The organism is Actinoallomurus oryzae (assembly GCF_039541955.1).
Classification (GTDB): domain Bacteria; phylum Actinomycetota; class Actinomycetes; order Streptosporangiales; family Streptosporangiaceae; genus Actinoallomurus; species Actinoallomurus oryzae.
Genome location: NZ_BAABHF010000017.1, coordinates 230,113 through 252,066 on the forward strand (window position 1 = coordinate 230,113; position 21,954 = coordinate 252,066).

21 protein-coding genes are annotated in these 21,954 nt (G+C 70.1%); 11 read left to right on the top strand and 10 right to left on the bottom strand.

The features are described from left to right. Window positions 1–19: 19 nt before the first annotated feature. Window positions 20–1,474, bottom strand: a complete 1,455-nt coding sequence (locus ABEA10_RS13945) for an MFS transporter (RefSeq protein WP_345462861.1) — start codon at window positions 1,472–1,474, stop codon at window positions 20–22. 98 nt (window positions 1,475–1,572) lie between these two features. Between ABEA10_RS13945 and ABEA10_RS13950 the strand changes: the two genes are divergently transcribed. Continuing rightward, window positions 1,573–2,163 (top strand): TetR/AcrR family transcriptional regulator, encoded by a 591-nt coding sequence (locus ABEA10_RS13950; protein ID WP_345462864.1) that lies wholly within the window; start codon window positions 1,573–1,575, stop codon window positions 2,161–2,163. 83 nt (window positions 2,164–2,246) lie between these two features. Here the strand turns inward: ABEA10_RS13950 and dapF are convergent, their stop codons facing one another. Together dapF and miaA are read right to left on the bottom strand one after the other, a co-directional pair. Continuing rightward, window positions 2,247–3,044, bottom strand: coding sequence for a diaminopimelate epimerase (gene dapF, locus ABEA10_RS13955; RefSeq protein ID WP_345462867.1), 798 nt, complete (start codon window positions 3,042–3,044; stop codon window positions 2,247–2,249). Further along, window positions 3,032–3,928 carry a tRNA (adenosine(37)-N6)-dimethylallyltransferase MiaA gene (gene miaA / locus ABEA10_RS13960; RefSeq protein ID WP_345463091.1) on the bottom strand — a complete coding sequence of 299 codons (897 nt, stop codon included), beginning with the start codon at window positions 3,926–3,928 and terminating at the stop codon, window positions 3,032–3,034. The genes dapF and miaA overlap by 13 nt, the downstream gene beginning before the upstream one ends. A 139-nt stretch (window positions 3,929–4,067) precedes the next feature. On the opposite strand from miaA, the gene ABEA10_RS13965 reads away from it, so the two are divergent. Then, on the top strand, window positions 4,068–4,271 hold the full coding sequence (locus ABEA10_RS13965) for an antitoxin (protein WP_345462870.1): 204 nt from the start codon (window positions 4,068–4,070) through the stop codon (window positions 4,269–4,271). Window positions 4,272–4,310: 39 nt separating this feature from the next. On the opposite strand, the gene miaB is transcribed toward ABEA10_RS13965, so the two are convergent. After that, the gene (miaB, locus tag ABEA10_RS13970) at window positions 4,311–5,795 is read right to left on the bottom strand and encodes a tRNA (N6-isopentenyl adenosine(37)-C2)-methylthiotransferase MiaB (protein ID WP_345462873.1); all 1,485 of its coding nucleotides are present in this window, start codon (window positions 5,793–5,795) and stop codon (window positions 4,311–4,313) included. A gap of 165 nt (window positions 5,796–5,960) precedes the next feature. Between miaB and ABEA10_RS13975 the strand changes: the two genes are divergently transcribed. The 4 genes from ABEA10_RS13975 to ABEA10_RS13990 all read left to right on the top strand — a co-directional run bounded on the left by ABEA10_RS13975 (window position 5,961) and on the right by ABEA10_RS13990 (window position 9,360). Beyond that, window positions 5,961–6,743, top strand: coding sequence for an amino acid ABC transporter ATP-binding protein (locus tag ABEA10_RS13975; RefSeq protein WP_329256960.1), 783 nt, complete (start codon window positions 5,961–5,963; stop codon window positions 6,741–6,743). Between the two features lie 57 nt (window positions 6,744–6,800). After that, window positions 6,801–7,658, top strand: a complete 858-nt coding sequence (locus ABEA10_RS13980; RefSeq protein ID WP_345462878.1) for a glutamate ABC transporter substrate-binding protein — start codon at window positions 6,801–6,803, stop codon at window positions 7,656–7,658. A gap of 68 nt (window positions 7,659–7,726) precedes the next feature. Beyond that, window positions 7,727–8,416, top strand: coding sequence for an amino acid ABC transporter permease (locus ABEA10_RS13985; protein WP_425550904.1), 690 nt, complete (start codon window positions 7,727–7,729; stop codon window positions 8,414–8,416). Further along, the gene (locus ABEA10_RS13990; protein ID WP_345462881.1) at window positions 8,413–9,360 is read left to right on the top strand and encodes an amino acid ABC transporter permease; all 948 of its coding nucleotides are present in this window, start codon (window positions 8,413–8,415) and stop codon (window positions 9,358–9,360) included. The genes ABEA10_RS13985 and ABEA10_RS13990 overlap by 4 nt, the downstream gene beginning before the upstream one ends. A gap of 108 nt (window positions 9,361–9,468) precedes the next feature. On the opposite strand, the gene ABEA10_RS13995 is transcribed toward ABEA10_RS13990, so the two are convergent. Beyond that, window positions 9,469–10,311, bottom strand: coding sequence for an MOSC domain-containing protein (locus tag ABEA10_RS13995; protein ID WP_345462884.1), 843 nt, complete (start codon window positions 10,309–10,311; stop codon window positions 9,469–9,471). A gap of 283 nt (window positions 10,312–10,594) precedes the next feature. Between ABEA10_RS13995 and ABEA10_RS14000 the strand changes: the two genes are divergently transcribed. Further along, window positions 10,595–12,607: a S9 family peptidase gene (locus ABEA10_RS14000; protein WP_345462887.1), complete on the top strand. Its 2,013-nt coding sequence runs from the start codon at window positions 10,595–10,597 to the stop codon at window positions 12,605–12,607. 356 nt (window positions 12,608–12,963) lie between these two features. After that, window positions 12,964–13,098, top strand: a complete 135-nt coding sequence (locus tag ABEA10_RS14005; protein ID WP_345462890.1) for a hypothetical protein — start codon at window positions 12,964–12,966, stop codon at window positions 13,096–13,098. A gap of 76 nt (window positions 13,099–13,174) precedes the next feature. On the opposite strand, the gene ABEA10_RS14010 is transcribed toward ABEA10_RS14005, so the two are convergent. Then, on the bottom strand, window positions 13,175–13,726 hold the full coding sequence (locus ABEA10_RS14010) for a TetR/AcrR family transcriptional regulator (protein ID WP_345462893.1): 552 nt from the start codon (window positions 13,724–13,726) through the stop codon (window positions 13,175–13,177). Between the two features lie 190 nt (window positions 13,727–13,916). On the opposite strand from ABEA10_RS14010, the gene ABEA10_RS14015 reads away from it, so the two are divergent. Beyond that, on the top strand, window positions 13,917–15,098 hold the full coding sequence (locus ABEA10_RS14015) for a 4-hydroxybenzoate 3-monooxygenase (protein WP_345462896.1): 1,182 nt from the start codon (window positions 13,917–13,919) through the stop codon (window positions 15,096–15,098). Window positions 15,099–15,375: 277 nt separating this feature from the next. Here ABEA10_RS14015 and ABEA10_RS14020 read toward each other — a convergent pair whose 3' ends face one another. The 4 genes from ABEA10_RS14020 to recA all read right to left on the bottom strand — a co-directional run bounded on the left by ABEA10_RS14020 (window position 15,376) and on the right by recA (window position 20,474). Then, a complete protein-coding gene (locus tag ABEA10_RS14020; protein ID WP_345462899.1) occupies window positions 15,376–15,537 on the bottom strand; it encodes a hypothetical protein in 162 nt (53 codons plus the stop codon). 31 nt (window positions 15,538–15,568) lie between these two features. Beyond that, complete coding sequence (rny, locus tag ABEA10_RS14025; protein WP_345462902.1) at window positions 15,569–17,158, bottom strand: ribonuclease Y; 1,590 nt, start codon at window positions 17,156–17,158, stop codon at window positions 15,569–15,571. A 475-nt stretch (window positions 17,159–17,633) separates the two neighbouring features. Further along, window positions 17,634–18,104, bottom strand: coding sequence for a regulatory protein RecX (locus tag ABEA10_RS14030; RefSeq protein ID WP_425550908.1), 471 nt, complete (start codon window positions 18,102–18,104; stop codon window positions 17,634–17,636). Between the two features lie 1,242 nt (window positions 18,105–19,346). Continuing rightward, window positions 19,347–20,474 carry a recombinase RecA gene (recA, locus tag ABEA10_RS14035; protein WP_345462908.1) on the bottom strand — a complete coding sequence of 376 codons (1,128 nt, stop codon included), beginning with the start codon at window positions 20,472–20,474 and terminating at the stop codon, window positions 19,347–19,349. A gap of 198 nt (window positions 20,475–20,672) precedes the next feature. Between recA and ABEA10_RS14040 the strand changes: the two genes are divergently transcribed. Both ABEA10_RS14040 and ABEA10_RS14045 read left to right on the top strand, forming a co-directional pair. Then, complete coding sequence (locus tag ABEA10_RS14040) at window positions 20,673–21,533, top strand: ATP-grasp domain-containing protein (protein ID WP_345462911.1); 861 nt, start codon at window positions 20,673–20,675, stop codon at window positions 21,531–21,533. Window positions 21,534–21,649: 116 nt separating this feature from the next. Further along, window positions 21,650–21,952: a hypothetical protein gene (locus tag ABEA10_RS14045; RefSeq protein ID WP_345462914.1), complete on the top strand. Its 303-nt coding sequence runs from the start codon at window positions 21,650–21,652 to the stop codon at window positions 21,950–21,952. The last annotated feature ends 2 nt before the right edge of the window (window positions 21,953–21,954 follow it).

Consider the following 21,954-nt stretch of genomic DNA (forward strand, 5'->3'; position numbering starts at 1 on the left):
CCCAGGGCGAGCGACGGGATCAGGCCTTCGGGCGCGGGGTGTTCATCAGCACGGCGAGGATCACCGCGGACACGGCGAGGATCACGGCCGCCGCCAGGAAGCCGTGGGTGAAGCCGTGCACCAGACCGGCCTTGACAAGCCGGGGATCCCGCCCATGCGCGCGCAGGTAGCCGGACGTCGCGCTGGTCGCGATCGTGTTGAGCAGCGCCACACCGATCGAACCGCCGACCTGCTGGGCGGTGTTCGCGGTGGCCGAGGCGACGCCGGAGTCCCGCGCGCCGACCTCGTGCGTGGCGTAATTCATCGCCGGGGCCATCACCACGCCCATGCCCAGACCCACCAGGATCTGGGCGGGCAGCGCCCCGGAGGCGTACGAGGTGCCCGTGTCCAGGTGGACCAGCCAGCCGAGGCCGGCCGCGGCGAGGAGCAGCCCCGGCGCCATCAGGGTACGCGGCGGCACCCGGGGCAGCAGGCGGGAGGCGACGCCGCCGGCCGAGACCAGCACGGCCGCGGTCAGCGGCAGGAAGGCCACGCCGGTGCGGACCGGTGAGTACCCCTTGACCACCTGCAGGTGATACGTGAGCAGCAGGAGCGTGCCGAACATCGCGATCATCGCCACCGCCACACCGAAGTACGCGCTCCCCCGCGTACGGTCCCAGACGACCCGCAGCGGGAGCAGCGGGTGCGCCACACGGCTCTCCACCACGGCGAACACCGCGAGCAGCACGACACCTCCGGCCAGCAGGCCGACCACGGGCCCGGAACCCCAGCCGTCGGTCTCGGCGCGGCTGCACCCGTACACGAAGGCGACGAGCCCGCAGACGGCGAGGACCGCGCCGGGCACGTCGAGACGCGCCCGGGCGGAGCCGCGGTCGGCCGGCAGGACGTACCAGCCGAACGCGGACAGCACGGCGATCGGGACGTTCACGTACAGGCACCAGCGCCAGTCCAGGTACTCGGTCAGCAGTCCGCCGAGGATGAGGCCGATCGCACCCCCGCCCGCCGCGATCGCCCCGAAGACGCCGAACGCCCTGGCCCGCTCGTCCGGGCGGGTGAAGGTCACCGCGAGCAGCGAGAGCGCCGAGGGCGCGAGCAGCGCGCCGAACGCCCCCTGGCAGGCCCGAGCCGCCAGCAGCACGCCGAAGCCGGGAGCGGCGCCGCCGAGGGCCGAGGCCCCGGCGAAGCCGAACAGGCCGACGAGGAAGGCACGTCGACGCCCGGCGTGGTCGGCGATCCGGCCGCCCAGCAGGAGCAGGCCGCCGAACGCTAGTGTGTACGCGGTGATGATCCACTGCCGGTCGGCGTCGGACACGCCGAGGTCACGCTGGGCCGACGGCAGGGCGATGTTCACGATGGTGGCGTCCAGCACGATCATGAGCTGGGCCAGGCAGATGAACACCAGCGCCACCCAGCGGCGGTGTCCGGGCTCCTCCACCGCGCGCGGTTCGGACACGTCCGCAGAGCGCTGTTCCATGACAGCCTCCATAAATCGGATGTTCGTTCTCTTTTGGTGCGACCGTCGCACCACGGCGGCGGCTTGTCAAGAACGGACGTTCGTTTTAGTTTTGCCCTATGCCTCGAGTCAGCGACGAGCACCTCGAACGCCGGCGGCAGCAGATCCTCGACGCCGCCCGGCGCTGCTTCATCCGCAAGGGCTTCCACCTGACGTCCATGCAGGACGTCTTCGCCGAGTCGGGGCTGTCGGCCGGGGCCGTCTACCGCTACTTCAAGAGCAAGAACGAGATCATCCACGCGATCGCCACCGAACGGCAGGGCATCGCGGTGCAGCTCCTCGAGAGGATCCTCAAGGAGGACCCGCTTCCGCCGTTCGAAGAGATCATCGAGCGGTTCCTGACGCTGGTGCAGTCGATGCTCGACGACGGCACGCTCCGGGTGGCGCCGCAGGTCTGGGCCGAGGCCCTGCACGATCCGACGTACCGTGAGATCGTCTCCGGACTGTTCGTCGGCCTGCGGTCCTCGTGGACGTCACTGGCCGTCCGCATGCGCGACGCCGGCCGGCTGCCCGAAGGCGCCGATCCGGAGGCCATAGGCACGTCGCTGATGTGCCTGATGCCGGGGTTCGTCATGCAACGTCTGCTGGTGGGCGACGTCGACGCCACGGTCGTGACCGCGGGGATCCGCGGGCTCGCGGACGCGCGCTGACCCTCCGCCGCCAAGACCGGACACGAGACGGCACTTCGGAACAGTGAACGCGCCGACGAGCGTCCGCGTGGATCGCCGGTCGTTCAGCCGAGGTGCAACTCGCCCTCGGCGACCAGGACCGCGGGACCGCTCAGGAAGCTGGTCTCGCCGTCCAGCGTCACCGTGACCACGCCACCGAGAACGGCCACCTCCCAGGTGCCCTCGGTGCGGCCCTCCGCGTGCGCGGCGGCGACCGCCGTCGCGACCGCTCCCGTGCCGCACGACCGCGTCTCCCCCGACCCGCGCTCGTGCACGCGCATCTCCACCCGGCCCTGACCCGCCGGGCGGAACAGCTCCACGTTGACGCCCTCGGGGAAGAAGCCGGCGTCCACCTCGGGCGCCCGGGTCAGGTCGAGGCCGGACACCGGCTCGCTGATCGCGCAGGCCAGGTGCGGGTTGCCCATCGAGACGCCCAGGCCCTCGTACACGCGCCCGGACACCGTCGCCCGGCTGTTCCCAAGGATCTTCGGCGCGCCCATGTCGACGGTGACGTCGCCGGCGGCCCCCAGGCGGGCGACGCGCATGCCGCCGCGGGTGGCGATCCGCAGGTCGCCCGGGGCCGCCAGGCCCGCCTCGACCAGGTAACGGGCGAACACCCGCACGCCGTTGCCGCACATCTCCGCCACGCCGCCGTCGGCGTTGCGGTAGTCCATGAACCACTCGGGATCACCGTCGCGGCCGAGCGCCTTGGAACGGACGACCCGCAGCACCCCGTCGGCGCCGATTCCCGCTCTGCGGTCGCAGATCGCGGCGACCAGATCCGGCGTCAGGTCGAGCGCGCCGTCGAGGTCGGGCAGGATCACGAAGTCGTTCTCGGTTCCGTGCCCCTTCACGAATCGCATGCACTGATCGTATCCAGCGCGTGGTCGACCGAGGCGTCGTACCCGATCCAGCGCACCCGCGGATCGCGGCGGAACCAGGACTCCTGCCGGCGGGCGAACCTCCTCGTCGACCGCACGGTCTCCTCCCGCGCCCGCTCCTCGCTCCACTCCCCCGCCAGGAACCGGAGCACCTGGGCGTAGCCGAGCGCACGGCTCGCGGTGAACCCTTCGCGCAGCCCGTACGGCTCCAGCCGCCGTACCTCCTCCACGAGCCCCGCGGACCACATCCGGTCCACCCGCAGCGCGATGCGCTCGTCCAGTTCGGGGCGGGGAACGGCCAGTCCGAGCTGTGTGGCGTACTCCTTGGCCTCGTCATAGGACGGCATCGAGGCGCTGAACGGCCGCCCGGTCATCTCGATCACCTCCAGCGCCCGGACGACGCGCCGCCCGTTGCTGGGCAGGATCGACGCGGCCGCCGCCGGGTCACGCTCGGCGAGCCGCGCGTGCATCGCCGCCGGGCCCACCTCGGCGAGCGAAGCCTCCAGCCGGGCCCGCAGCTCCGGATCGGTGCCGGGAAAGTCCAGGTCGTCGATGACCGCGCGAATGTAGAGTCCCGACCCTCCGACCAGCAGCGGCACGCGCCCACGCCCGTGGATCTCCACGATCGCCCGCCGTGCCAGGCGCTGGTACTCCGCGACACTCGCGGTCTCGGTGACGTCCCAGATGTCCAACAGGTGGTGCGGGACGCCCCGCCGCTCCTCTTCGGTGAGCTTGGCCGTGCCGATGTCCATGCCGCGGTAGAGCTGCATCGAGTCGGCGTTGACGATCTCACCGCCGAGCCGCAGGGCGAGCTCCACCGCCAGATCGGACTTTCCCGCGGCGGTGGGCCCGACGACGGCGACGATGTTCGTCCCCGCGAGGTCGTCGTGGCCGTGCGGTCTGATCGTTCGCGTCACATGCTAATTCTGGCCCCACCTCGGGTATGGCATCCCACATGACGGCATCGGCGGTCGATGCCCGGACAGGACCGCTTGGGGGGATCCCATGTCCATCGTGGACAAGGTGAAGGAGTTTCTTGGCCAGCACGGCGACCGGGTCGACAAGGCCGTCGACAAGGCCGGCGACATGATCGACGAGAAGACCGGCGGAAAGTACGCCGACAAGGTCGACAAGGCGCAGGAGCAGGCCAAGAAGACGGCGGCCCAGTGGGGTGAGGAGGGCAGGCAGCAGCAGCCACCCCAGCCCTGATCGTTCACGGGCCCGGCGGGCCGTCCGGAGACCGGTACGTCAGCGGCAGGACGGTGCCGTCGGAGCCTGCTCGGGCCGGCCGATGCCCGGCATGCCGAGGGAGACGGCCTTCGACGGCTCGGACACGCGGCGTCCCCACGCGTCGCCGGCGGGGGTGCGCCGTACGTGGCGCACCGGGCCGTCCGCGACCAGGTGGTGCGGCGCGGCGTACGTGACGTCCACCGTGACCACGTCGCCGGGCCGAGCCGTCTCCTCGGCGGTGAAGTGGACGAGGCGGTTGTCGGGCGCCCGGCCGGACATGCGGTGCGTGCGCTCGTCCTTGCGGCCCTCTCCCTCGGCGACCAGGACCTCCAGCGTGCGCCCGACCTGCTTCTTGTTCTCCGCCCAGGAGATCTCCTCCTGCAGCGCGACCAGCCGGTCGTACCGCTCCCGTACGACCTCCTTGGGGATCTGCCCGTCCATCGTCGCGGCCGGGGTGCCGGGCCGCTTGGAGTACTGGAAGGTGAACGCGCCGGAGAACCGCGCCTCGCGTACGACGTGGAGGGTCTGTTCGAAGTCCTCGTCGGTCTCGCCGGGGAAGCCGACGATGATGTCGGTGGTGATGGCGGCCTCGGGGATCGCGGCGCGGACCCGCTCGATGATGCCGAGGTAACGCTCCTGCCGGTACGAGCGGCGCATCGCCTTGAGCACCCGGTCGGAGCCGGACTGCAGCGGCATGTGCAGCGACGGCATGACGTTGGGCGTCTCGGCCATCGCCGCGATCACGTCGTCGGTGAAGTCGCGCGGGTGCGGTGACGTGAAACGCACCCGCTCCAGGCCCTTGACCTCCCCGCAGGCGCGCAGCAGACCCGCGAACGCCCCCCGGTCGCCGAACTCCGCCCCGTAGGAGTTGACGTTCTGACCGAGCAGCGTGATCTCCAGGACGCCCTCGGCGACGAGCGCCTCGATCTCGGCGAGGATCTCGCCCGGCCGCCGGTCGGTCTCCTTGCCGCGCAGCGAGGGCACGATGCAGAAGGTGCAGGTGTTGTTGCAGCCCACCGAGATGGACACCCACGCGGCGTACGGGGACTCGCGGCGCGTCGGCAGAGTGCTGGGGAACGCCTCCAGCGACTCCTTGATCTCGACCTGCGCCTCCTGCCGCACCCGCGCGCGTTCGAGCAGCACCGGCAGCGACCCGATGTTGTGGGTGCCGAACACCACGTCGACCCAGGGCGCGCGCCGGACGATCGTGTCGCGGTCCTTCTGGGCGAGGCAGCCGCCGACGGCGATCTGCATGCCGGCGTGGCCCTCCTTGACCGGCCGCAGGTGGCCCAGGTTGCCGTAGAGCCGGTTGTCGGCGTTCTCGCGGACCGCGCAGGTGTTGAAGACGACGACGTCGGGCGTCGCGCCCTCGGCCGCGCGCGCGTATCCGGCGTCTTCGAGCAGCCCCGCGAGCCGCTCGGAGTCGTGCACGTTCATCTGGCACCCGTACGTGCGTATCTGGTACGTGCGGGCGTGGTCGTCGAAAGTCGTGGGCGCGTTCATCTCAAGAGAAAGGGTACGCGGGCCCGGCGCCCCGGCGGGACCGACTGATCCACCGAACCGAACGCCCATCAGGGGGAACGGAGGGGTACCAGGGGCGAACAACGTGATCGGATCGGTATATCAAGGGACTGGTTGCGTTCTTCGGATCACGTACGCTTTGCGGGCATGACCGACACCGGCAAGGCGGCCCAGGAGGCCGACGTGAGTGGCGGCGGACCGCTCGTCGTACTTGAGAACGTCAACAAGTACTTCGGTGAATTGCACGTCCTGAAGGACATCGATCTCACCATCCACCGAGGCGAGGTCGTGGTCGTGATCGGTCCGTCGGGCGGCGGCAAGTCCACCTTGTGCCGCACGATCAATCGGCTGGAGCCGATCGACGACGGGACCATTCGGATCGACGGGCAGCCGCTGCCCGAAGACGGCAAGGAGCTCGCACAGCTCAGAGCCGATGTCGGCATGGTCTTCCAGTCGTTCAATCTGTTCGCGCACAAGACGATCCTGCAGAACGTCACTCTCGGCCCCACGAAGGTGAAGAAAACCCCGGCCGCCGAAGCGGAGAAGTACGCGATGGAACTTCTCGAACGGGTGGGGATCGCGAGCCAGGCCGAGAAGTACCCGGCGCAGCTCTCCGGCGGACAGCAGCAGCGTGCCGCGATCGCGCGGGCGCTCGCCATGCGGCCCAAGGTGATGCTCTTCGACGAGCCCACCTCCGCGCTCGACCCGGAAATGATCAAAGAAGTGCTCGACGTCATGACCAATCTCGCCGCCGAGGGAATGACCATGGTCGTGGTGACCCACGAGATGGGCTTCGCTCGCGCGTCGGCCAACAAGGTGGTCTTCATGGCGGATGGGCAGATCGTCGAGGAGAACACTCCGGAAGAGTTCTTCACGAACGCCCGAAGCGATCGCGCGAAGGATTTCCTTTCCAAGATTCTGACGCACTGATTTGTCATGAAACGCGCCGGCCGCTCCCCCGTGCCGGCTCGAAAGCAGAGGAAGATCATGCGAGTACGTCATTTCGGTGTTGCCGTCGCCGCGCTGGCCGTCGCCACGATGGGTGTCACGGGTTGCGGAGCCAAGAAGGCCGGTTCGGTCGTCGACAAGGCCAAGGACCAGAAGAAGCTGACGATCGGCGTGAAGTTCGACCAGCCGAGCATCGGGCTGAAGAAGCCCGACGGCACCGTCGAGGGCTTCGACGTCGACGTGGCCAAGTACATCGCGGGCAAGCTGGGCGTCCAGGAGAAGAACATCACCTGGAAGGAAACGATCTCCGCCAACCGCGAGACGTTCCTCAAGAACGGCACCGACGACCTGGTGATCGCCAGTTACTCGATCACTCAGGCGCGCCTTCCGCTGGTCACCTTCGGCGGCCCGTACCTGGTGCCCCACCAGGACATCCTGGTCCGCGCCAACGACACCTCGATCAAGACGTTCGCCGATCTCAAGGGCAAGCGGGTCTGCCAGGTCTCCGGCTCCAACTCCTGGAAGAACCTCACCGAGGGCACCAACAAGTTCAACCAGAAGATCGCGATCAAGCTGGTGCCGGCCAACGCGTACGAGGAGTGCATCACCAAGCTCAAGGGCGGCTCGCTCGACGCGGTCTCCACCGACAGCACCATTCTCGCCGGCTACGCCGCGCGTGAGGGTTCGTCGGTGAAGGTCGACAACGTGCCGTTCACCGACGAGAAGTACGGCGTCGGCATCAAGAAGGGCGACATCAAGACCTGCAACGCCGTCAACAAGGCGATCACCGACATGTACGCCGACGGAACGGCCAAGAAGCTCATCGACAAGTGGTTCACCCCGGAGGGCCTGCAGTTCGACACGACCAAGCCCCCGGCTTTCCAGGGCTGCAGCTGAACCGTAGCGACCCAGCGCGCCGGTGAGCTCATCCGCTCACCGGCGCCGTTTCGATCCGGTGGAGACCCATGAATTTGCACGCGCTGTTGGACTTCGGTCCGCTGCAGCAAGAATTCGGCACCGTCATGAAGGCGTTCTGGGGGACGATCCGGCTCGCCCTCCTGTCGGGCATCGGCTCGCTGGTCCTCGGCACCGTGCTCGCCTCGATGCGGGTCTCGCCGACCCCGGTGCTGCGGGCGGCCGGCGGCCTGTACGTCTACATATTCCGTAACACGCCGCTCACGCTCGTGCTGCTGTTCTGCAGCCTCGGCCTGAGCGACACGCTGCACCTGCAGATCTCCCAGGACCCGAGCACGAACGGCTTCTGGCTGGCGACGATCGGCCTGACCATCTACACGGCGTCGTTCGTCTGCGAGTCGCTGCGAGCCGGCATCAACACCGTGCCGCTCGGGCAGGCGGAGGCGGCCCGGTCGATCGGGCTCACCTTCACCCAGTCGCTGCGCCTGGTCGTGCTGCCACAGGCCTTCCGCACGGTGATCGCCCCGCTGGGCAGCGTGTTCATCGCAATGATCAAGAACACCACGGTGGCGCTCGCGGCGGGTTACTTCGAGGCGTCGGCGCAGATGAAGCAGATGTTCGACACGTACGGCGGCACCATCCCGATCTTCCTCGGCTTCGCGATCGGGTTCATGGTGCTGACCCTCCCGACCGGCTTCTTCTTCGGCTGGCTCTCCAAGCGACTGGCGGTGGCCCGATGACCCTGTCCATGGACACCCAGTCGGACGCCTCGGCGCGGCGGCCGACCAAGAACAAGCCCTCGGTCCTGTTCGACGCCCCCGGTCCGCGGGCGCGGCTGCGCAACAACATCATGACGCTCGTCGCGGCCGTGGTGCTGCTCTTCATCGCCTACCTGATCATCGCGCGGCTGGATGACCAGCACCAGTTCGACGGCAAGCTCTGGAAGCCGTTCACCGAGAAGGTCGTCTGGACCAAGCAGATCCTCCCCGGCCTCGGGGGCACCCTCAAGGCGGCGGCGGTCGCGGCGGTGTTCGCCCTGGTGTTCGGCGTGGTCTTCGGCCTCGGCCGGCTGTCGGAGCACAAGTGGATCAGCGTTCCGGCCGGGGCGGTGGTGGAGTTCTTCCGCGCCATCCCCCTGCTGATCATGATCTTCTTCGCGCAGGCGGGCCCGCCCGCGATCATGGACGCGTTCGATCGGGTCCTGCCGCCGGTCTCGGCGTTTCTGGCCCTCGTCATCGGCCTGACGCTCTACAACGGGTCGGTGCTCGCGGAGATCTTCCGCTCCGGCATCAACTCGATCCCCAAGGGCCAGTCCGAGGCGGGCTACTCGATCGGCCTGCGCAGGAGCGGCGTGCTGCTGCGGATCCTGGTGCCGCAGGCGATCACCGCGATGATGCCGGCGGTCGTGAGCCAACTGGTCGTGCTGCTGAAGGACACCGCGCTGGGCTACATCGTCGCCTACAACGACCTGCTCAACAGCGGCCTGCGCGTCGTCTCGAGCAACTTCGGCAACACCATCCCGTCGATCATCGTGATCGCGGTGATCTACATCATCATCAACATCGCGCTCGGCCTGCTCGCGACGTGGCTGGAGAAGCGCAGCCGGCGCAGCCGCAAGAGCGCGGCCCGCACCCTCAACACGGCCGCGGGCGCTCCGCCGGCGGTCGGCATGGGCTCCGCCTGACAGGCCGCCCGGAACCCTCGCCCGTCGTACGGCAGGGCATGGGGCTCCGGGCGGCGTCCGACTCTCCGAGGCCGGGACCGGTGGCGCGTCCACCGGTCCCGGCCTCGTCTATCCGGGCCGTGGGTCGCCGAGTTCGGACTCGGCCCAGGCGAGGACGGTCCAGGCGTCGCCCACCGCGAGCCTTCCGGGGCGCAGCACCGAGAACTTGGCGCCGAACGCCACGCCCCCGGCGGCGGCGCGCCGGTACGTGGCGAGGGTGCGGAGCGGCTCGGGGCCGGACCGTACCCCGCGCCGCTGGTCGACCAGCGTGACGGCGCAGCGGATCGCGAGCCGGGCGTACCCGAGTTCGGCGTCGCCGGCGACGACGCGGTCCGCCCGGTCCTCCAGGTGCGGCTCGTCCCATCCGTCGATCACGATGTTCGGGCGGAACCGCGACATCGGCACCGGCGGCCCGGGAACGCGCCGGTTCAGCTCGTCCAGCGTGGCGCGCGAGAGGGCGTGCACCGGGCTGCTGTCGGCATAGCCGGAGGTGCCGGGGACCCGGCCGCCGGTGGTTCTGTCGTGATCCGGCGGCACCCGTACGAGCCTGCTCGCCGCGCCGAGCATCGACGAGAGCCACGCGGCGGCCTCGTCGCCCTGGTCGACGCCCCCGTACAGCGTGCCGAAGAGCTCCACCTTCCCGCCGGGAGAGTCCCGGTCGACCGCGATGTCCAGGTCGTCGAGTCCGGGCGCGCGCAGGACGAGGTGTTCGCCGCCGGGGGCGATGGCGGGCCGGATGAGCGCCAGCCGGGGGTCCCGGCGCTGGCTGCGGAACCTCCCGTCGCGGTCGACCACCATGAACGCGCGGTCGTGGGCCAGGCCCGCCTCGGTCAGCGTCGCCTCGCCCAGCGGCACGCCGGCACAGCCCTTGACCGGATAGGAGATCAGCTCGCTGATCGACGCCGTCGTCATCGCCCTCCCTCCCCTACCGCGAAGTTAGGGGGACCGCCGGAGCCGACGCCAGAGACGGCGGTGGTATCTGACAGCGATTCGTCAGGTTCGCACCTCGCCTGCGGAGGCGAGGACCTGCTCGCCGGGGCCGGCCGAGGGCACCGTCCCGTGCGCGACGGGCCGATACGCCGTTTCGAAGGACCGAAACCCGGCGGGGAGCCGCCCGGGCCCGGCTCCAACTTTTAACAAGCTCAAGTGCGGGGTCGTGGCCCCATTGTCCCCCGGTTTGCGAGACGATTCCGATATGACCGCTCGTGCGACCGCCCCCTATGGATCCTGGCCCTCCCCCATCTCCGCCGCCGACGTCGCGAGGGCACGCCTGCGCCTTGGTTACCCCACCATCCACGGCGATCGTGTGTGGTGGCAGGAGACCCGTCCGGAGAGGGGCGGGCGTACCACGATCGTGCGGTCCGGCACCGACCTGCTCCCGGCGCCATGGGACGCCCGCACACGCGTACATGAGTACGGCGGGCGGTCCTATCTTCCCCTGCCGGACGGTGACCTGGTCTTCGCCAACTACTCCGACCAGCGGCTCTACCGGCTCGCCGAGGGCCGCACCCCGCTGCCGCTGACGCCGGAGCCGGCCGAGCCGTCGGGGCTGCGGTACGCCGACTTCACGCTGTCGCCCGACGGCCGGCACATCTGGTGCGTCCAGGAGAGCCACGCCTCCGGCACCGTACGGCGGGCCATCGTCGCGGTCCCGCTGAGCGGCGCGGCGACCCAGGATCCCGGGGCGATCCGCGAACTCGTCCACGGCGCCGACTTCTACGCCTTCCCCACGCCCTCCCCCGACGGCGGGCACCTCGCGTGGGTGCAGTGGAGCCACCCGAGGATGCCGTGGGACGGCACCGAGCTGCGCGTCGCCGCCTTCGAGGCCGACGGCACGCTCGGACGCCCCCGTACGGTCAAGGGCGGGCTGAACGAGTCGGCGCTGGCACCCACCTGGCTGAACGAGAACAGCCTCTACGTCGTCTCGGACTGGCCCGGCTGGTGGAACCTGTACGAGATCGGCCTGCGCGGCGAGTCTCCGCAGGCGATGTACCCGGCCGAGGAGGAGTTCGCCGGGCCGCTGTGGAACCTCGGCGGCCGCCCGTACGCCCTCCTCGACGACGGGCGCATCGCGGTGCTGCACGGGCAGGGCGACCAGCGGCTCGGGGTGTACGACCCGGAGACCGCGGAGCTGACCGACTTCGACCTGCCCTACACCGACTGGAAGCTCCAGGTGTCCGCCGACGGCACCACCATCGTGGGGATCGCCGGCGCCCCGGACATCCCCTGGTCCGTGGTGGCGGTGAACGCCGACAGCGGAGAGGCCACGGTGCTGCGGGCGGAGCTGGACACGCCGCCCGATCCCGCCTACCTGCCGCTGCCGCGCGCTCAGGAGCTCGAAGGGCCGTTCGGGCGGCCGGTGCACGCCTATGTGTACCCGCCGTCCAATCCCACCGCCCAGGCGCCCGAGGGCGAGTTGCCGCCGTACATCGTGTTCGTGCACGGCGGGCCGACCGACCACTCCACGAGCGTGCTGGACCTGGAGATCGCGTACTTCACCAGCCGGGGCCTCGGCGTCATCGACGTCAACTACGGGGGCTCGACCGGCTACGGCCGCTCGTACCGCGAGCGGCTGCGGCGCCAGTGGGGCGTCGTCGACGTCGAGGACACCGTCGCGGCGGCCCAGGCGCTGGTGGACGGCGGCACGGCCGACCCGAACCGCCTGGCCGTCCGCGGCGCGAGCGCCGGCGGATGGACCACGCTGTGCGCGATCACGCAGAGCACGCTGTTCAAGGCCGGCACGTCCTACTTCGGCATCGCCGACCCGCAGAGCTGGCTGAAGGAGACCCACGACTTCGAGTCGACCTACCTGTACGGGCTGATCGGGCCGGTTCCGGGATTCGAGCGGACATACGAGGAGCGCTCGCCGCTCGCGCGGGCCTCCGGGACGGCCTGTCCGGTGCTGCTGCTGCAGGGCCTGGACGACCCGGTCGTCTCTCCCCCGCAGTCCGAACGCTTCGCGGACGCGGTGGCGGCCAAGGACATCCCGTACGCGTACCGGGCGTTCGAGGGCGAGTCCCACGGCTTCCGGCGGGCCGACACGGTGATCGCCTCGTTGGAGGCGGAGCTGGCGTTCTACGGTCAGACGCTCGGCTTCGACCCGAAGGACGTGCCGGCGATCGAGCTGACCGTGGGACGGCGACCGGTCCAGCCGCCGCCCGCGCCGCCCGCGGCTTCCGAGCCCGCGGCGCCCACGCCCGAGCAGTGATCGCGCTCCGTCCGGCACGACAGCACGCGTCGTGCCGGGCGGGCACCCGAGACCCGCGGGCCGTACCCTCCGCTCTGAGTGGTCACCGCGTCGCGCCGTAACGCGGCGGTGCCCCTCGTGCCCTGCGGGTGCCCGAGGACCACCACAGGCCGCACGCCCCACCCCGCCTGGTCACCGCGTCACGCCGTAATACGGCCGCGCCCCCAGTGGTACCTGGGCCGGTTCATGCCGGGCCCTTCTCCTGGACCGGCGCCGACCGGGCCGCTCACCTGGCCGGGTTCGCCTACGCCCGCAGCACATCCTGCGCCTGGCACGCCACACGGACGCCGCCGTCACTGCCGACGGCTTGAAGATCCGTGACGAGTACGTCGCCCGGCTCCCCGTTCGTGCGCCACCACACCAACGTGCTGGGGCGGCACTCATTCCAGCTTCCCGGCCTGCCCGGCGGCCTGCGGCCCCTGCGCGACAAGAACGCTACAGACGAGGTGTGACGGCATGGCGACGGCCCGCACCGACGGCGCGGCCTCCGGCCGAGCGCGTCATCCAGGTGGCGGGAGGTACCAGGTGTCAGCGCGGTACGCCGAGGCCGTCGAGGACGATGCCCACAGCCCGGTCGAGTGCTTCGCCTTCGCTGAGGCCCGTGGCGTATGCGAGGGCGCGCAGCAGAAGGGAGACGTCGTCTCCGGTGACCTCGGGCCGTGCGGCGCCGACGGCCTGGGCGCGGTGGAGCGCGCCGTCGAGGGCCGCACGGAAGGCGTCAGCCGCCTCAGTGACCGGCCGGGACAGGCCCTCTCCGTCGTCGTGTGGGGGCAGCAGGTCCAGCAAGGTCATTTTCACCGGCCCGGCTGCCGCGAGGGTCCTCAACAGGGAGGCGAAGGCTTTGCCGGCGTCCGGGCCGTCGGTGAGCCGCAGGGCCTCGGCGGTCAGCTTCTCCAGGTAGCGAACCGCGGTCGCCTCGATCAGGTCCTGCTTGGTGGCGAAGTTGCGGAAGACCGTGGCGATGCTGACCCCGGCCCGCTGGGCGACCTCGTCGGTAGAGGCGGCGGCCCCCTTCTCGGCGAACACATGCTCGGCGGCCAGCAGGACCTTCTCCCTGTTGGCAGCCCCATCGCGGCGCATATCAGACCCCTTTTGCAAACGTAGTAAGCACTACGTATGATGCGTAGTGAAGGCTTCGCTTAAGGGTATGTCGCCGCGTCCCCGTGCGCCAAACGTCCGGAGCGGGCCGTCTCCGGGGACTGTCACCGCAGCGCGGCAGCGAGCGCAAAAGGCGGCTTGCCCAGAACCACAGCACTAAGGAGCACCATCCATGTCCGTTATGGACGAAAACACCACTGTCGTGATCGTGGGCTCGGGTGTCGCCGGCCTCACTCTCGGCAACTTCCTCCTGCGCAGCGGGATCGACTGCGTCGTACTGGAGCGGCGAAGCCGCGAGTACGTCGAGCAGCGCCAGCGTGCAGGGGTCATCGACTCCCGGGCCGCGCGCATGTTCCGCGAGTGGGGCCTGGCGGACCGGGTTATCGGCGGCGTCCCCTTCGAGCCGGTGCTGAACTTCCGCATCGACGGCGAGACGCGGCCCTTCAAGTACGTGACCGACGACCTCGGCGACGGGCGCTTCTGCCCCCAGCAAGTACTCGTGCGCAACCTCATCGACGTGTTCGTCAGCGACGGCGGCGACCTCCGCTTCGAGGCCGAGGACGTGGCGCCGGAGGACATCACCGGCCCTCGACCGCGCGTGCGCTACCGCGACAGCTCAGGCGTGACACGCACCATCACCTGCGACTTCATCGCCGGCTGCGACGGAGACCACGGCGTCTGCCGGGCGAGCATCCCCGAGGAGGAGCTGACCCGCCACTCCCACGAGTACGGGTACGCCTGGTTGACCGTACTGGCTGAGGCCCCCGCCAACCACCAGTCCATGATGGCGATTCACGACCGGGGATTCGCCGGCCAGTTCGCCCGCGGTCCCCAGGCGAGCCGCTTCTACCTCCAGTGCCCTCTGGACACTGCTGTCGAGGAGTGGACGGACGACCGTATCTGGGGAGAGATCGATGCGCGCTTCGGCGAACCGATCGCCGTGAAGGGACGGATCTCCAGCAAGACACTGGTGCCACTGCGCAGTGTCGTCCACGACCCGATGAGCTACGGCCACCTGTACCTGCTCGGTGACGCCGCGCACATCGTGCCGCCCATGAGCGCCAAGGGCATGAATCTGGCCCTGCACGACGCCGACGTGTTCGCCGCGGCCGTCCGGCAGCAGGTCAAGGAGCAGGACACGAGCCTGCTGGAGGCGTACTCCGCCACCTGCCTGAAGCACGTTTGGAACTACCAGGCGTTCGCCGCATGGTTCACCGACCTCATGCACGACGCGGGGGACGTCTTCTACCACGGTGAGTTCCGGCGCCGCCTGGCGCGCACCGAGTTCGAGCGCCTCTACGACTCGGAGACCGCCAACCGGCTCTTCGGCGAGTTCCTCACCGGCCTGAACTGAGACAGGCGACGACCTTCCGCGGGGGCGGGTAGGCGGTGGGTGACGAACATCGGCCCTCGGCTCCTGCCGCGGCAGGAGCCGGGCGGTGCCGGCGTCCCAGTAGGCGGTCTCCGGCACGAAGTCCTCGCGCGCCTGCCCGCGGCGGCGGGCCTTGCTCCGGGCGCCCTTGGCCTTGACCGGGCAGCGGCGCGCCGCGAGGTCCAGGTCCTCCCCGATCTGCCTCCTCCCCCAGCCGGCCCGGCGGCCGGCCGGTCCGGCGGGGTGTGCGGACATGACCTCAATCCCTATCCCCGACCCGGGCAGCACTGCCGTCGGTGTTCTTGCGTTCGGAGGGCAGCAGCGGGGCTTCGGGCCGGGTGTGGTCGTCGCCGAACTGGCCCCACACGTCTTCGACGAACCAGCGCAGCGTCACTCCGGTGCTCTCACCCCGCCTGGTCACCGCATCACGCCGTAACGCGCGGCCGTGTCCGTCAGCGGGCGAACTCCGTGGCTCGCGACTCGCGTACAACGGTGATCCGGATCTGCCCCGGGTAGGTCAGCTCCTCTTCGACCTGCTTGGCGATGTCGTGCGCGATGACCTGGGCCTGGATGTCGTCGACCGAGTCCGGCCGGACCATGACGCGGATCTCGCGGCCCGCCTGCATGGCGAAGACCTTCTCCACGCCGTCGCGCTCGGTGGCGATCTCCTCGAGTCGCTCCAGCCGCTTGACGTACGCCTCGAGCGACTCGCGGCGGGCGCCCGGGCGTCCACCGCTGATCGCGTCGGCGGCCTGGGTGAGCACGGCCTCGACCGTACGGACCTCCACCTCGTTGTGGTGGGCCTCGATCGCGTGCACGACCTCCTCGTCCTCGCCGTACCGGCGAGCGATCTCGGCGCCGATGAGCGCGTGGCTGCCCTCGACCTCGTGGGTGAGCGCCTTGCCGATGTCGTGCAGGAGGGTGCAGCGTTTCAGCAGGGCCGTCGGAAGGCGCAGCTCGGCGGCCATGATCCCGGCGATGTGCGCCGACTCGATCAGGTGCTTCAGGACGTTCTGCCCGTACGAGGTGCGGTAGCGCAGCTGGCCGAGCAGAGCGATGAGCTCGGGGTGCATGTCGGTGATGCCGAGCTCGACCAGGGCGTCCTCGCCCGCGCGTACGCACAGCTGCTCGACCTCGGCCTTGCTGTGGTCGTAGATCTCCTCGATGCGCTGCGGGTGGATCCGGCCGTCGAGGACAAGCTTTTCCAGAGTGAGCCGGCCGACCTCGCGGCGTACGGGATCGAAGCAGCTCAGCAGGACGGCCTCGGGGGTGTCGTCGATGATGAGGTTGACGCCGGTGGCCGTCTCGAACGCCCGGATGTTGCGGCCCTCACGGCCGATGATGCGGCCCTTCATCTCGTCGCTCGGCAGGTGGAGGACCGAGACGACGGACTCGGCGGTCTGCTCGGTGGCCACCCGCTGGATCGCCAGCGTCACGATCTTTCTCGCGCGCTTCTCGCCCTGCTCGCGTGCCTCGTTCTCGATGTCGCGGACGATCAGCGCCGCCTCGCGCTTGGCCTGGTTCTCGATCACCGCGACGAGCTCGGTCTTGGCCTGCTCGGCGGTGAGCCCGGCGGCCTGTTCGAGGACCTGGCGGCGTTCTTCGTCGATCCGCTCCAGCTCGGCCCGGCGCTCTTTCAGGGACTGTTTCAGCTCGTCCAGCTTCTGGCCGCGCTCCTCGAGGCGCCGCATCTCGTCGTCGAGCCGCTGCTCGCGCTCGGCGAGCCGGATCTCTCGCCTCTCGAGATCCTCACGGACCGGCCGGAGATCGTCCTTGAGCGACCTGATCTCCTTCTCGGCGTCTTCGCGCGCCGCCGCGGAGACCTCTTTGGCCTTCGCCGCGGCTTCGGAAACGATCTCCTGCGCCTCCGCCTTCGCCCGCGCTACGATCTCGTCCGCGTCCCGATGAGCGTTGATCTCCTCTTCGCTCGGCACGGTGCTGTCGGAGCCTCCCCGCCCGGGGAGCCGCTGAAGCACGACGACGACAAAGGTGACGAACGCCACGATGATGACCAGTGCCGCACCTATGACAACCCAGATCACGGCACTGACCCCTTTCCTCGACACGGAGACCGCCCAACACCAGGGCGGCGTGCGAGGGGCTACGAGCGCGCCACGGGTATGCCGGACCGCCGACGGATGCCGGGCAGGGCACAACCGTCCGGGGCCCAAGGCTTCCGCCTGGAACCCTGCAATCCGTACCAACCGGCCATTGGGGGGAGCCGGCCGGATTACCTCTCAGCTCGTCAACGTCTGCGGTCGTATGGCAATCCGCACTGCGCGGAGTAACTCCTCACTGCCGTAACCGTAAGCGTCGAGGAGGTAATGGGCAAGGAAAGACTCCTCGTTCGGGACGATTCGTTGCATGTGGCAACCGAATCCCCATAACTCCCGCCGACGGCCCGGGACGCCCGCTCCCGGCACCCCGACCGCGTGACCGCACCACCGACGCGCGACCGAGCACCCCAAAGCCTCGGCCCAACCCGCAGGTCAATGCCTCTCCCCCAGGTGTTCGCGGTCATTCGTCCGTGGGAACGCCGGGGTCGTCGATGCCTTCCTGTTCGAGGGCTTCGCGGATGAGGCGATAGGCGAGCCCGCTGGGGTATCCCTTGCGGGCGAGGACGCCGAGGATGCGCCGGGTGCGCTTGACCGGGTCGAGGCCACGGGTAGCGGCCATGCGCTTGGCGATGAGTTCGCGGGCGGCGGCCTCTTCCTGTTCGGGGTCGAGCTCCTCGACGGCCTCGTTGACCGTTTCGTCGGCGACGCCGCGCCGCCGCAGCTCGGCCGCGAGTGCCCGCCGGGCGAGGCCGCGGCCGGTGTGCCGCGACTGCACCCACGCCCGTGCGAAGGCGGCATCGTCGATCAGGCCGACCTCGGTGTACCGGCCCAGCACCCGCTCGGCCACCTCGTCGTCCACACCCTTATTCCGCAACGCGTCCGCGAGCTGCGCCCGCGTGCGAGGTGAGAAGCTGAGCAGCCGCAGACAGATCTCGCGTGCCTCCGCCTCCGGATCGGCGGGCGGCCCGCCCGCCTCGCGACCGGAACCCTCCCAGCGGCCAGAACCCTCCCCGCGGCCGAAGCGCGCTTCGCCTCCGGAGGAGTGCTCTTCGCCGCCTCGGCGCGCACGCCTGGACGTCCGTCCACCTGTCCGTCCGCCTTTTCGCCGCCCGGAAGCCGCACCACGCCCACCCGACCCAGATGCCGGACCGCCGGCGTACGGCGTGGGCGGGGCCTCCCCTTCCCCACCGGCCGGAAGAGGGTCGGCCGAAGTTCCGCCGGGCTCCCCTGCGGGGCCGGTGGCGCCGGTGGCCCAGCCGGACCGGGTGCGTCCGGCCGAAGAACGCGCCCGCTCACCGCCGGCCCAGCCGGGCCCGGTGCCCTCAGGAGAGGACCGCCGCCGCTCACCGGCAGGAGGGGTGGCTCCAGTGGCCCAGCCGGGCGCCGGATCGGCGGGATCCAAGCCGTCAGACCCGGCACCGGTCTCATCGGCGGACATGACACCTCCGAACTCTTCGATCGAACCGGGCACCGAAGGCATGCCGGGCGAAACCCGGCACCGGGAGTTCCAGGGGATCACCCCCCTGGGCAAGTACAAAGGGCCCCGGCGAAGCTGACCGAAGGCCGGCGAGCAGCCCGAGCCTCCGAGCAAAGCCCGGCACCGGGGGTCCCAGAGGGCCGCCCCCCTGGGCAAGTACAAAGAGCCCCGGCCAAGCTGACCGAAGGCCAGCGAATAGCCCGAGCCGCCCGGCGAAGCCCGGCACCAGAAGTCCCAGGGGATCGCCCCTGGGCAAGTACAAAAGGGCCCCGGCGAAGCCGACCGAAGGCCGGCGAGTAGCCCGAGCCTCCGAGCGAAGCCCGGCGCCGGGGTTCCAGAGAGCCACCCCCCTGGGCAAGTACAAAAGGCTCCAGCGAAGCTAACCGAAGGTCAGCGAGCAGCCCAGGCCGCCGGGCGAAGCCCGGCATCGGGGGTTCCAGGGGGTCGCCCCCTGGACAGGCACAAAGGGCTCCGGCGAAGCCGACCGGAGGTCAGCGAGCAGCCCGAGCACCGACCCCGGCATCCGTGTCAGAACTCCTGAGCGGGGGCGACGCCACCGGGGAAGGTGCCCGCGCCGGTGTCGATCCGGTGCGGGATGTGACGCCGCCGCCCGCCAGGAGGCTTTCACGGGCCCGCCTTGCCCGACCCGAGCCATGCCGCCCCTGCGCCCGGCCTCGGCATTTCAGCGCGCCGGGCTCAGGCGTCACCGGGCTTCGGGGTGCTCTTGGAGCCGCGCTTGGCCGGGGCGGTCTTGCCCGCCGCCGCGCCCGCCACGGCCGGGGCCGGAGCCGGGGTCTCCGCCGCAGGTGTCGCGGGGTCGGCGTCGAGCTTCGGGCCCACCCCGAGCTTCTCCTTGATCTTCTTCTCCAGCTCGTTGGCGAGGTCGGGGTTCTCCCGCAGGAAGTTGCGGGCGTTCTCCTTGCCCTGCCCGAGCTGGTCGCTCTCGTAGGTGTACCAGGCGCCGGACTTGCGGACGAAGCCGTGCTCGACGCCCATGTCGATGAGGCCGCCCTCGCGGCTGATGCCCACGCCGTACAGGATGTCGAAGTCGGCGACCTTGAACGGCGGGGCCATCTTGTTCTTCACGACCTTGACGCGGGTGCGGTTACCGACGGCGTCGGTGCCGTCCTTCATCGTCTCGATGCGCCGAATGTCGAGACGGACCGACGCGTAGAACTTCAGCGCCTTGCCGCCCGTCGTCGTCTCGGGTGAGCCGAACATGACGCCGACCTTTTCCCGCAGCTGGTTGAGGAAGATCGCTGTGGTCTTGGTCTGGTTGATGGCGCCGGTGAGCTTGCGGAGCGCCTGCGACATGAGGCGGGCCTGGAGACCGACGTGGCTGTCGCCCATCTCGCCCTCGATCTCGGCGCGGGGCACGAGGGCCGCGACGGAGTCGATGACCACGACGTCGATCGCGCCGGAGCGGATCAGCATGTCGGTGATCTCCAGGGCCTGCTCCCCCGTGTCCGGCTGGGAGACGAGGAGCGCGTCGATGTCGACGCCGATCTTCTTCGCGTACTCCGGGTCGAGCGCGTGCTCGGCGTCGACGAACGCGGCGATGCCGCCGTTCTTCTGCGCACTCGCGACCGCGTGGAGCGCGAGGGTGGTCTTACCGGAGGACTCCGGGCCGTAGATCTCGACGACGCGGCCGCGCGGGAGGCCGCCGATGCCGAGGGCCACGTCGAGGGCGATCGATCCGGTCGGGATCACCTCGACCGGAGGGCGCCCCTCCTGGCCCAGCCGCATGACGGAACCCTTGCCGAACTGCCGCTCGATCTGGGCGAGCGCCGCCTCGAGGGCCTTCTCGCGATCGTTTGCTGCCATGTGAGGTGTCCCTGTGAAAATCGGTGACTGATGTTGACGGGTGCGACGTTACGGGGCCGCACCGACAGTTTTCGAGAGTCCGGGCCACCGTTGTGGATTACGCCGCCCGTTGCGGTCAACTCTAGCCGAACACGTGTTCGATCATGGTCGGACACTCAGAAAGTCCGGTGAACTTGGCTTACGCTGAGGCGCAGGATCATGCCGGTCACCATTCTCATGTGCGCCGACCCGCTCAACCCCCGGCGGGTCGACGAACACTTCGCGCGGGAGGCCGAGTCCGTGCGCGCGCTCGGCGGATCCGTCGCGCTCATCGACCATGACGCCCTCCAGCAGGGCGACGCCGCCATGGCCGCACACCGTGTACCGCGCGACCTCGGCACGGCCTGGTACCGCGGATGGATGCTGACGTCCGTGCAGTACACCGCCCTGGCCTCGGCGCTCGGCGCGCGCGGGGTCACGATGGCGGTGCCGCCGGACGGCTACCAGAAGGCGCACGAGCTGCCGGGCTGGTACGACACGTTCGCCGGCGTCACCCCCGCGAGCGTGTGGCTGCCGGCGCGTCCCGGCACACCTCCGGACAAGGACCGCCTGGCCCGGCTCGTACGCCCGCTCGCCAAGGGCCCGGCGATCGTCAAGGACTACGTGAAGTCGCGCAAGCACGAGTGGGACGACGCCTGCTTCGTGCCCGACGTCACCGACGTCGACCGGCTGCACGCGGTCGTCTCGCGTTTCGTCGAGCTCCAGGGCGACTTCCTGGCCGGCGGCATCGTGGTCCGCGAGTTCGAGACGTACGAGGGCGGCGAGGCGCGCGTCTGGTGGGTCGATGGAGAGCCGGTTCTTGTCGGACCGCATCCGGACACGCCGGAGGTGCGCCCACGCCCACTCACGGACGCGGTCGCGCCCTGCGTACGCTCGCTCGGCTGCCGGTTCATCACCACTGACCTGGCACGACGTGCGGACGGCACCTGGCGGGTGGTGGAGACCGGCGACGGCCAGGTGAGCGACCTTCCCACGGGAACGGAACCGGCCGACCTTTATCTGAGTTTTCCCATTCGTTGAACCGATCCTGCCGATCGACCGTCCCACCTCTACACTTACCGGGCACTAACCCTGGAATCGGAGGGTCGTCGGCAATGCCTTCCAAAGCCGCCGGTCGGCGGATGCGCTCAGGCGCCGTGCAGCTGAGCGCCCTGAGCGTCCTGTCGCTGACCCTCGTCGCCTGCTCGTCCAGCACGAGGGCGAGCTGCGTCGACGGCTGGAACTCCCACGGCGGCTCCTACCGCGTCGTCCCCGACTACTACTGCGACAACGGGGGCTCGTACGGCCGCTACTACTGGTATTACGGCGGCCGTTACCACGGCGGATACATCTCGCACGGCAGCACCATCCGCCCGCGCGGCAGCAAGATCACCTCGCGCGGTGGCCGGGTGATCTCACGCGGCGGCTTCGGCGGCCACTCCGGCTCCCACGGAGGCTGAGC

Excerpts from the sequence above, each read along its gene's own strand:
- ABEA10_RS13950 (WP_345462864.1), top strand. The coding sequence starts at position 1,573 with ATGCCTCGAGTCAGCGACGAGCACCTCGAACGCCGGCGGCAGCAGATC.
- miaB (WP_345462873.1), bottom strand. The coding sequence starts at position 5,795 with ATGAACGCGCCCACGACTTTCGACGACCACGCCCGCACGTACCAGATA.
- ABEA10_RS14015 (WP_345462896.1), top strand. The coding sequence starts at position 13,917 with ATGTCCGTTATGGACGAAAACACCACTGTCGTGATCGTGGGCTCGGGT.
- dapF (WP_345462867.1), bottom strand. The coding sequence starts at position 3,044 with ATGCGATTCGTGAAGGGGCACGGAACCGAGAACGACTTCGTGATCCTG.
- recA (WP_345462908.1), bottom strand. The coding sequence starts at position 20,474 with ATGGCAGCAAACGATCGCGAGAAGGCCCTCGAGGCGGCGCTCGCCCAG.
- ABEA10_RS13965 (WP_345462870.1), top strand. The coding sequence starts at position 4,068 with ATGTCCATCGTGGACAAGGTGAAGGAGTTTCTTGGCCAGCACGGCGAC.
- ABEA10_RS13995 (WP_345462884.1), bottom strand. The coding sequence starts at position 10,311 with ATGACGACGGCGTCGATCAGCGAGCTGATCTCCTATCCGGTCAAGGGC.
- ABEA10_RS13945 (WP_345462861.1), bottom strand. The coding sequence starts at position 1,474 with ATGGAACAGCGCTCTGCGGACGTGTCCGAACCGCGCGCGGTGGAGGAG.
- ABEA10_RS13985 (WP_425550904.1), top strand. The coding sequence starts at position 7,727 with ATGAATTTGCACGCGCTGTTGGACTTCGGTCCGCTGCAGCAAGAATTC.
- ABEA10_RS14000 (WP_345462887.1), top strand. The coding sequence starts at position 10,595 with ATGACCGCTCGTGCGACCGCCCCCTATGGATCCTGGCCCTCCCCCATC.
- ABEA10_RS13980 (WP_345462878.1), top strand. The coding sequence starts at position 6,801 with ATGCGAGTACGTCATTTCGGTGTTGCCGTCGCCGCGCTGGCCGTCGCC.
- ABEA10_RS13990 (WP_345462881.1), top strand. The coding sequence starts at position 8,413 with ATGACCCTGTCCATGGACACCCAGTCGGACGCCTCGGCGCGGCGGCCG.
- ABEA10_RS14040 (WP_345462911.1), top strand. The coding sequence starts at position 20,673 with ATGCCGGTCACCATTCTCATGTGCGCCGACCCGCTCAACCCCCGGCGG.
- ABEA10_RS14010 (WP_345462893.1), bottom strand. The coding sequence starts at position 13,726 with ATGCGCCGCGATGGGGCTGCCAACAGGGAGAAGGTCCTGCTGGCCGCC.
- ABEA10_RS13975 (WP_329256960.1), top strand. The coding sequence starts at position 5,961 with ATGACCGACACCGGCAAGGCGGCCCAGGAGGCCGACGTGAGTGGCGGC.